The organism is Francisella sp. XLW-1 (genome assembly GCF_008711455.1).
Classification (GTDB): Bacteria; Pseudomonadota; Gammaproteobacteria; order Francisellales; family Francisellaceae; genus Francisella; species Francisella salimarina.
The window spans coordinates 1-2,629 of sequence record NZ_VXKP01000017.1 but is presented as its reverse complement, the minus strand read 5'-3'; the positions used below and the strand labels follow the sequence as shown (position 1 = coordinate 2,629).

The window sequence follows — 2,629 nt, the reverse complement described above, 5'->3', positions numbered from 1 at the left end:
AATAAAGCATTTGCTACAATGCCAATGGCATCTTTTATATTATCTTTAGATATAAAGTAATCTTTAATATGTTCTAATTGCTTATAACTAATATGTGGACTGCCTGCTCTTACATGCTTTAAACCAACATTAGTACCAAAGCCATATATAACTAATAAAATACGTTCAGCTATTTCAGTTGGTTGTAAATATACCTTAGTACCATAAGATATGAATGATTCTATGAATTTAGTCCTAAAACTAGCTTCTTTAAACTGATCAATTAGATTTGTGGCAATCCATTTATCCTGTAATAGTTTTTTGATATAAGCTATATTTTGAGATTCTTTCTGAGGCTCTAGAGGAGATAGAACTATACGATTATCGTCTATTCTAACCTTTCTATTATATTTGATATTATTATTTAATTCATCCAATGCTTTACTAAGATTTTCTTTTAGTTGCTTTATAAACTCTTCAGCATTAAAAGGCTGTGATAAATTATCATAATTTTCAGGATTGTCCGCATCAAAGTCTTTGGGTAAGTCATAATCTGGATTACGATGTAAGAAGGATCCTTCAATCCATATTTCTCTACATCTGATACGATCAGCTAGTTTCTTTAAAACATATACTTCGTAACATATTCTTTTTATATTTCCATTATTATCAATGATACGAGCTTGCCATTTTTTAGGCAAGAAACTAATAGGCACTTCTATATCTTTGGGAAAGTAAGATTTAGAGTTATTGAAATATTCTTTTATAAGTTCAACTGCTTCTATAATCGGTTGGTGATTAGTATTATTTGACTTTAATACAATGCTACTTAATAAAGGTTGTATCATTCTACGATAGTAGCGTGCATAAGAGCTACGAATTTGCTCATGTAAAATATTCTGATATTTTGGACCTTTTTTCTTATATTCTAGAATAATACTATTTAGCTTATTTTCTCCAACTACAGGAAATATCTTATTCCTAATAGTATCATCAGGATCATCCATGCATGCTTCAGCAATATTAAATAATATAGTATCTTTACCATATACTTTCTTGATTTGACTTATTAGTTTTTTAACCATCCTTCTTTCGGAGCGATGGATTATATTTTTTGAGATTTTACTAAACATATCAATTATACGATCAATAATTTGTTCTCTTCGTATGTATGTATAAATAGCTAAATAAGCTATCCTTTGTTTATCTTTCATTAGCTTTAAATCACTAGGACTAAACCGAGTAAAAGATTCAGCATATTTCTCTAAGCGCTTACGAGGAAGGTTCATTATAGAGGAAACTTCGATGTTTACCTTATTGGTAAGATTTAATATTTTAATAAGAATTAATATGGAGTCTAAAGAAGGATTCATAATGTCTTTATTAATCCATCCAAGATATGTTAAATCATCTTTATAAGTCAGGAGTAATCCGTTAAAGTTGGCTTTTTGTTCATCACTAAGTTCATTATTAATATTTTCAAAAAGTGATTTTTCATAATCATTGATAGCATCCTTAATAACTCTTTGTAGAATTTTATCTTTAAAGCTATCAATCTTTTTATCTTTTAGATATTCTTTAGCAATAGCTTGTAATTCAGAGTTATTAAGCTCTTTTGTTGGTAATACAAACTTAGAAAGAAATTTGGCTAGTTCATCATAGTGTGATTTTTTTGAATATGAGCTCTTAAAGAAAGATCTAATTATGAAACAAAAATTATCTATTGTTTTAGATGGTAGATCTTCAGGAATTTTATAACATTCAATCAATTGCGATATTTCTCTAAATTTTGGGCATTGCTGAATCTCAGTAATATTTGTTATAAGTTCATTACTAGTTTTATAGTGATAGAGTATTACTCCAAAAGATAATCTATTTTTATGATGACGCTTTTTAATTAATTCAATTTCTTGTTGTGTAAATAATGCAGACATTCTTAGTTCCTAGAATAACCAGAGTCGGAACCCAGATCAAAGAGTTCCATTAAAATAATGATTGAAATGTACTATAAATTCATGATAATATCAACCACATAAATAAAATAGGAACTCTAGGTTTCTTTAAAGGAATAATATGCCAACTATTAGTAGATTCTTCGGTATAATTATCAGTATGTATTGGGATGAGCATAACCCTCCTCACTTTCATGTAAGATTTGGCGAATATAAATGTTCCGTTAGCATTGCTAATATATCGGTAATAGTTGGAGAACTTCCGAAAAAGCAAGAGAGGCTGGTTTTAGCTTGGGCTGAAATCCATAAGAAAGAATTACTACAAAATTGGGAATTGTGTCAGAAAGATAAACAGCCGATGCAAATAGAGCCATTAAGATAGAAGGAGTAAGATATGTGGAAAGATCCTATTAATGTACAAGTCACTTCCAAAAACACATTAGAGGTTTTATTCGAAGATGGACTTAAAGGCCAAGTAATCTTTTATCCTTCTCGATTTAGAGGAGTTTTTAAGTCTTTAGAAGATGAAAATGAGTTCAAAAGAGTTTTTATTGATAGAGAAATTGGTACTGTAACATGGGAAAATGGCTTAGATCTAGCTCCTGATGTAATGTATGAGCAAATCAGCAAAAAAGGTCAGTGGATCTTAGAATAAAATTCAATTTGGCGTCAGAGCGCAAGTTCCGGAGGTAAAGGCC

At 29.6% G+C, this 2,629-nt stretch carries 3 protein-coding genes; 2 read left to right on the top strand and 1 reads right to left on the bottom strand.

Annotated features, from left to right (window positions below; genetic code table 11):
- Positions 1-1,913: Tn3 family transposase (locus F3D59_RS09840; RefSeq protein ID WP_150464766.1), on the bottom strand; the 1,913-nt coding region annotated here is incomplete at its 3' end.
- A gap of 139 nt (positions 1,914-2,052) precedes the next feature.
- Between F3D59_RS09840 and F3D59_RS09835 the strand changes: the two genes are divergently transcribed.
- Positions 2,053-2,313 carry a DUF4160 domain-containing protein gene (locus tag F3D59_RS09835; protein ID WP_150464765.1) on the top strand — a complete coding sequence of 87 codons (261 nt, stop codon included), beginning with the start codon at positions 2,053-2,055 and terminating at the stop codon, positions 2,311-2,313.
- Positions 2,314-2,325: 12 nt separating this feature from the next.
- Positions 2,326-2,586, top strand: a complete 261-nt coding sequence (locus F3D59_RS09830) for a DUF2442 domain-containing protein (protein WP_150464764.1) — start codon at positions 2,326-2,328, stop codon at positions 2,584-2,586.
- The last annotated feature ends 43 nt before the right edge of the window (positions 2,587-2,629 follow it).

Coding starts and splice junctions, on each gene's coding strand:
- F3D59_RS09835 (WP_150464765.1), top strand. CDS start 2,053: ATGCCAACTATTAGTAGATTCTTCGGTATAATTATCAGTATGTATTGG.
- F3D59_RS09830 (WP_150464764.1), top strand. CDS start 2,326: ATGTGGAAAGATCCTATTAATGTACAAGTCACTTCCAAAAACACATTA.